6 protein-coding genes are annotated in these 7,023 nt (G+C 60.6%); all 6 read left to right on the forward strand.

Annotated features, from left to right (window positions below; translation table 11 throughout):
• A partial coding sequence (cpaB, locus tag VIW95_RS15015) for a Flp pilus assembly protein CpaB (RefSeq protein ID WP_331587969.1) occupies window positions 1-643 on the forward strand: 643 nt, incomplete at its 5' end.
• 30 nt (window positions 644-673) lie between these two features.
• Window positions 674-2,542, forward strand: coding sequence for a type II and III secretion system protein family protein (locus tag VIW95_RS15020; protein WP_331587971.1), 1,869 nt, complete (start codon window positions 674-676; stop codon window positions 2,540-2,542).
• A gap of 77 nt (window positions 2,543-2,619) precedes the next feature.
• Window positions 2,620-3,843, forward strand: a complete 1,224-nt coding sequence (locus VIW95_RS15025; RefSeq protein ID WP_331587973.1) for an AAA family ATPase — start codon at window positions 2,620-2,622, stop codon at window positions 3,841-3,843.
• A 9-nt stretch (window positions 3,844-3,852) separates the two neighbouring features.
• On the forward strand, window positions 3,853-5,229 hold the full coding sequence (locus VIW95_RS15030; RefSeq protein ID WP_331587975.1) for a CpaF family protein: 1,377 nt from the start codon (window positions 3,853-3,855) through the stop codon (window positions 5,227-5,229).
• A 105-nt stretch (window positions 5,230-5,334) separates the two neighbouring features.
• Window positions 5,335-6,183 carry a type II secretion system F family protein gene (locus VIW95_RS15035; protein WP_331587977.1) on the forward strand — a complete coding sequence of 283 codons (849 nt, stop codon included), beginning with the start codon at window positions 5,335-5,337 and terminating at the stop codon, window positions 6,181-6,183.
• Window position 6,184: 1 nt separating this feature from the next.
• A partial coding sequence (locus VIW95_RS15040; RefSeq protein WP_331587979.1) for a type II secretion system F family protein occupies window positions 6,185-7,023 on the forward strand: 839 nt, incomplete at its 3' end.

Below are 7,023 nucleotides of genomic sequence, written 5' to 3' on the forward strand. Positions count from 1 at the left end.
AGGCGCGAGCGACAAGGCGTTCTCGAAAGTAATCCTGCAGAACGTCGAGGTTCTCGCGGTCGCGCAGGAAGTCGAGCAGAAGAAGGACGAGCCGGAGATAGTCAAAGTCGTCACGCTGCTGGTCACGCCGCAAGAGGCCGAGCGCCTGGCGCTGGCGAGTCATTCGGGGACACTGCGGCTGGCGATGCGCAACTACAATGACAACAAGATCGTTCTGACCAGCGGCAGCGACGTTGCCCAGATGCTGCGGGCCTACAGCCTGGCGCCGGATGTCCCGGTGATGGCGGTGCAGCCCGAACCTCGTCGCGTGACAGTGGCGCCGCATCGCGCGAGGCCGGTCGAAATCGAGATTCTGCGCAACGGCAAATCGTCCGAGTCAGTATCGTTTGTGAATGAAGCGGCGAATGATCTCGACGGCTCGAGCAAGTCACCGTCTCACATCCGCAAGGCCGCGGTGAAAGCCGACGAAGACAGTGCTGATGACGCGACTGACGCGAGCGCCGATGAGACAGGTTCAACTACAGTAGCGAGCGCTCCCGAGCCGGAACATCACGACCTGTCAGCGTCGATCATCGTTCCGGCCACCGCGCCAAACGCGACGGCGAATCACTTGCCGACGCCTAAAACAATCGACATTCCATAAGCAAGCTGCAAGGAAGACGAGGTGAAGAAGATGAAATCAAAACGAGGATGTGGACTCCTTCCGTGGCTGATTGCAGCCATCAGCATGCTCTTGCTTCGACCCGGCATGCTGTTGGCCGACGACGGCACGACCATGGCTCTTGCCTTGAATGCCGGTGAGAGTTACGTGATCAACAACGTCAGCCCCGGTGCGACTCCGGCGGTGAACGTGATCACAAATCCACACGCGCTGGTGGTGCATAACGAGGAGCCGGGCAAGATCACCCTCCTCGGCGCGGAAGCGGGCGAGTGGACCGTCTCCGTCAAGACCACCGATGGCAGCACCGTCAAGTATGACGTGACTGTCAAGTCGGTCGGCTCCGCCTACGACATTAACAATCCAGCGAAAGCGCCGGGCGCGATCGCTGGCACCGGCGCGACCACGGGCACCGCGGCTCCGGTAGTCGCCAAGATGGATCCGGGGACCGGTCCGGTTGCTTCGGCTTCGTCGTCTTCTGCCAGCTATACGACCACGACGGACACCGTGGCGGCCGCTGCGCCAAGCGCGCCTGCGCCCGCGCCGGCGATGGCAGCTCCAACTGCACCTGCCGCTATCAGTCACGCGGACTTTGATTTCGCTCCTTCGGTGCCGGCTGCTTCCTATGCTGCGACACCTCCGGCTGCATCGAGCCAGACGGCTTCGGCATCGTTGTCGAACGAACGGTATCGGGTCGATCCTTCGGTCAGCCTGAACGGCGGCGAATTGCATTCGGGTGCGGTAACCGGCGGACGGCATTATCTACCCGAGGACGGCGTACAGCTGCAGACGGGATCCTCGAGAATTATCGACTTTGCGACCAAGCTGCGCCGCGTCTCGATCGCCGACACGACGGTCGCCGACATTCAGGTTATCAATCCGTTCCAGGTCAACCTGATTGGCCATAAGCCCGGCTTCACGACGCTTGCGATTTGGGATCAGGGCGGCCAGTACCAGGAGCGCCCGGTGCGGATCGATCCGAACGGCAAACAGCAGGTGTTGCTTAACACCATGGTGGCAGAATTGGACCGCAGCGCGATGGAAAATCAGGGTACCAACCTGTCGCTCGCTCTTGCCCATGCGGGAATTTCGCTGGTTGGTTTGCCCGGGGCCGTAGCGACGCCATTTTCTCCGCAAACGAGTATAACGGCCGCCAACGGCGCGACTATTTCGAGCGGTAACACCATGGGCGTGGGCGGAGCCCTCACCGGGCTGCTGCTGTCGCAGGGAATGACTTACGGTCTGGCGCTGGGGAACAGCAACTACCAGCTCCAGGGATATTTCCAGTACCTCGAGGATCATCAGCTCGCGAAGATTCTCGCGCAGCCGCATCTTTTGGCGAACTCAGGTGAAGAGGCAAAGTTCCTGTCGGGCGGCGAAATTCCAATCGTCATCGCGCAGGCGTTGAACACTTCGATCGTCTTCAAGCAGTTCGGTACCTCGGTGGAATTCGTTCCCACCGTGGTCGGCCGCAATGACATCGAGCTGCTGGTGAAACCCGAAGTATCCGAGCCCGACTTCGCCCACGGCGTTCAGTTGTTCGGTTTCAGCGTGCCGGCATTCGTCACTCGGCGCGCGGAGACCCTGGTGCAGATGAAGGACAATCAGACGCTGATCATCGCGGGACTGATCCTGCATGAAAAGAAGACGCAGATCCAAAAGGTCCCGTACCTCGGCGATATGCCGTATCTCGGCGGACTGTTCCGCAATACCGCCTATTCGAACACTGAAACGGACCTGGTGATGAGCGTCACGCCGCAAATCGTGCAGCCGCTGCCCGATGGCGCGTCAGTCTACAACCCGACGTCGGTGCCTGATCTGACGACCGAGCAGGTCGAAACCCGTCGTCTGGCGCAGCCCGACGCAACAAGGCCGAGATTCTAGTTCGACGGAGGACAAGACATAACCGGGCATTTAGGGCATGATATGGCACCGCATAGCTGAAGCAGGGAGATTGTGAAGTGTCATCGCTCGGTAAAAAAAATGGTGCGCAGCACGGTGGGCTAAACGTCCAATTGGTTGGCCAAGGCGACGAGCATCGGACGGAAGTCCGGGACGCTCTATCCGCCTTGGGCGACCCCGTGCTGAACATCAACGAAATCGAACCGGATCCGGATGCCGCCACCGACGTCAACTTCGACGTCACCATGGTGGTCTTCAACGGCAACGACGAACTCTCGCTTAGTTATCTCAACACCCGGGCGGGGCAAGAGCCCCGTCCGGCCCTTTTTGCGCTGCTCCACGATCGTTCTCCGGATCTAATGAAGCGAGTGCTGCGGGCGGGAGCCGATGAGCTTTTGTTCCTGCCGCTGGACCCCGGCGACGCGACTCGCGCGCTGCTCAAGATCAGCGAGAGCCGCCGGCGCGAAGAGGTTCACGTCGGCAGAGGCACGATCGTTTCGATGGTGAGCCTGATCGGCGGCACCGGAGTGACGAGCCTGGTCGCGAACCTCGCGCTTGCACTGCGTTACGCGTTCGACAAACGGGTCGCAGTGGTCGATCTCGACCTGCAGACGGGCGGGCTCTCGGTATTTTTGAATCTCGAGCCCGAGCGCACGATCATGACGCTGACCGAGGGCACGCGAAAGCTCGATTCGATTCAACTCGAATCGGCGCTGAGCAAGCACGCGTCGGGGATCTATCTGCTCGCGGCGCCCAAGCGGATCGAGGACAGCGAGTTGGTTACCGACGCGACGGTCGGCGCGACGCTCGAGTTGATGCGCCAGCTGTTCGACTTCGTAATCGTGGATTGCGGGACGCATATCGACTCGAACACGGTCGCCGCCTGGGAGCGTTCGAACAATCTGTTTTACGTGCTCGACCAGTCGATCGGCGCGGCGCGATGCGCGTGGCGATTCGTCGACCTGGTGGGACGGTTGGGGCTGCAGGGGATCGAACCGAACTTCATCCTGAGCCGCTTTGTGCCCGGTCATCCGATCACCGAAGACCAGTTGAGCCATACGCTGGCGCAGTCGATTCACACGCGGATTCCGCGCGATGAAAAAGTTCTCGAGCGGGTGCAGTTGAGCGCGCAGGATTTGTGGCAAGTGGCGCCGAACTCGCCGCTGGCCAAGAGCGTCGAGGATCTCGCGCGACGGCTTGAAGTCGGCAGCGAGATTCCCGACGCCGACTCGCCGAATTCTCTGGTATCGCGCTTGTTGAACGTTATCGGCGCGCGCAGTTGAGGTACATCAATGAAGCTCGTTGAAAGAATTTCACAGCAGAACGCGGCAACACCGGCGCCGTTCCAGCGTTCGCTGATGACCAACAGCAGCAGCAAGCGCACGGTCAAAGACGCCCAGGCGGAGGGCTTCCAGCAGCTCAAGCTCGCGGTCCACAACCGTCTGTTCGAGATGTTGGACGTTACGCGGCTTGAAAGCCTCGAGCCGACACTCGCGGCCCAGAAAGTCACCGAGGCTATCTCCGCGATTCTCGACGACGAGGGCCGCCTGCTCACCGACACCGACAAGACTCACCTTATTGAAGAAATCAAAAACGAGCTGCTCGGACTCGGGCCGCTCGAGCCGCTTTTATGGGACGATGAAATCACCGATATCCTGGTCAACGGTCACAACCAGGTTTACGTCGAAAAGCGCGGCAAGCTCCACGCCACAGAGGTAAAGTTCCAGGACGATCAGCACTTGATGCTGATCATCGATCGAATCGTGTCGCAGGTTGGACGCCGGGTTGACGAAGCGTCGCCCATGGTTGACGCGCGATTGCCCGACGGTTCGCGTATCAACGCGATCATTCCGCCGCTGGCGCTCGACGGGCCGTCGCTCTCGATTCGCCGGTTCGGCCGTAAGCGCTACAACATCGACGACCTGGTCGAGAAGAAAACCGTCGTACCGGAGATCGTCGAGTTCCTGCGCACGATCGTGCGCGCCCGGCTCAACATCCTGGTCTGCGGCGGCACCGGCTCGGGCAAGACGACCATGCTCAACTGCATGTCGCTGTTCATCCCGGCCGACGAGCGAATCGTCACGATCGAAGACTCGGCAGAATTGATGCTCCAGCAGCCGCACGTGGTCAGGCTCGAAACGCGGCCGGCGAACGTCGAAGGCAAGGGCGAAGTCAGCCAGCGCGACCTGGTGAAGAACACGCTGCGTATGCGGCCCGACCGCATAATCGTCGGCGAGGTCCGCGGCGGCGAAGTGTTCGACATGCTGCAGGCGATGTCCACCGGTCATGACGGCTCAATCGCCACCATCCACGCCAACACTCCCCGCGACAGCATGGGACGTCTCGAGATGATGATGCTGTTGTCGGGCGTACAAATTCCGCAGCGCGCGATGCGCCAGCAGATTGCGTCGGCGCTCAATATCATCGTTCACGTATCGCGCCTCTCCGACGGCTCGCGCAAAGTGTTGCGCATCTCCGAGATCAGCGGAATGGAAGGCGAGATGGTGATGATGCAGGATTTGTTCGAATTCAAGCGCACCGGAATCGGACCGGGTGGCGAGGTGCTCGGCCAGTTTCTCGCCACCGGAATTCGCTCAACCTACTCACAGCGGCTGGAGGCTGCGGGCTACAAACTGGACGGTAAAATTTTCCGTAACACCATCGGTTAAACATCTATGGATTTTTTATTGGCAAGCGGCATATTCGCACTCGTCTTCGCGGGCGTGCTGATCTTCACCAGCAGTCGCGGCACCGAAGTCGAGCAACAGCGCGAGGTGGCGCGGCGCCTGACCCGCCCCCCTGACGAGATCGAGATCAACGTCATGCGCAAGCAGCGGCCCGAGGAAGGAACGTTGCTGGGCGCGCTGTACAAGATCAACCTGATGCGCACCCTGGAAGAGGCGATGTGGCAGGCGGGCATGTACATGAGGGTCGCCGACATCCTGCTGATCATCGTACTGCTTTTCGGCGCGGGTTTGTTTGGCGGCAATATCATGTTCCACGACATGTGGTTTGCACTCGGTACCGGACTGGTGATGGGTGCGTTGCCGCTTCTGTATATTCAATTCCGCAAGAAGCGGCGTTTGAAGGCTTTTGCGAACCAGCTGCCCTTCGCGCTTGACCTGATCAAATCGTCGCTCGAGGCGGGCCATTCGCTCCAGCGCGCATTGCAGGTCCTGATCAGCGAGTTCGCCGATCCGCTCGGCAGTGAGTTCCGCACCGTGCTCGAACAGAACCGGATCGGACTGCCGCTGCCACGCGCACTCGAAGACATGCTCAAGCGAGTCCCCGAGGATGACCTCCGGCTATTGGTGGTCGCGGTGCGCGTGCAAACGGAAGTCGGATCGAGCCTGGCGCAGATCGTCGGCCGGCTCTCCGAAATTGTGCGAATCCGGCAACGCTTGCGGCTGCAAATCCGGGCGCTAACCGCTCAATCGCGCTTTGGCGGCCTGGTAGTCGGCTGCCTGCCGGTCGTGGTGTTGTGCATTTTTAGTTTGATTCAACCGGGGTACACCAACCAATTGTTCCACGATCCGACCGGGCAGAAGATTTTGAAGTTTGCGGTCGGCTCGGACCTGCTCGCCCTGATCACCATCAGGCGACTATTGAGGGTGAACTTCTGATATGAGCCCACTTTTTATTGGCATAGCGGTCTTTTTGCTGGCGGCCGGTGCATGCGTGGCCCTGTACCTGGCCATCTCACCGCAGAGCCGTGCGGTGGACGAACGGTTCGCGGATCTGGCGGTCCAGATGCGCGCCTCGCAGGGCGCACTCGACGGCGATTTCCAGGACGACTCGGTGCTCCGCATGCTTTTCCGATGGGCCGCCAAACGCGTCCCGCCGCCGAACATGGATAGCCCCACCGGGGAAAAGCTGCAGCAGACCTTGAAGCAAGCCGGGTTTATGAAGTCCAGTGCGGCGCAGACCTATCAGGTCTTCCGCGTGCTGATGGCGCTTGGCGGAGGAGTATTCGGTCTGCTGATCGGACTCATCTTCCACCCCGCGTCGACTACGCCGCTGTTGCTCGGAATCGGCGGCGTCGGAATTGGAATTTTCGTGCCGAGTTACTACTTGGGACGTCGCGCGCGGTCCCGCCAGAGCAATATTGCAAAGCAGCTCTCCGACGTACTCGATCTGCTGGTAGTATGCGTCGAAGCCGGCATGGGATTGTTCGAGGCGATTCGAATCGTCGGCACAGAATGCGAGCGACATGAGCAGGAAATCGGTACTGAGCTGAGCTTGGTCGCAACCGACATTTCCGCGGGCGCGAGCCTCGGACAGGCGTTGCGGGGGCTGGCCGATCGAACTGCGGTTGACGATATCAAGCCGCTCGCGGCGACTTTGATTCAGAGCGAGCAGCTGGGCGCGCAAATCGGGCCTGCGTTGCGCTCCAGCTCCGACGCATTGCGCCAGCGTCGCCGGCTGCATGCCGAGGAAGAGGCGCAAAAGGCGTCGATTAAGAT

Source organism: Binatus sp. (SeqCode) (assembly GCF_036522015.1).
In the GTDB taxonomy this organism is placed as follows: Bacteria; Desulfobacterota; Binatia; order Binatales; family Binataceae; genus Binatus.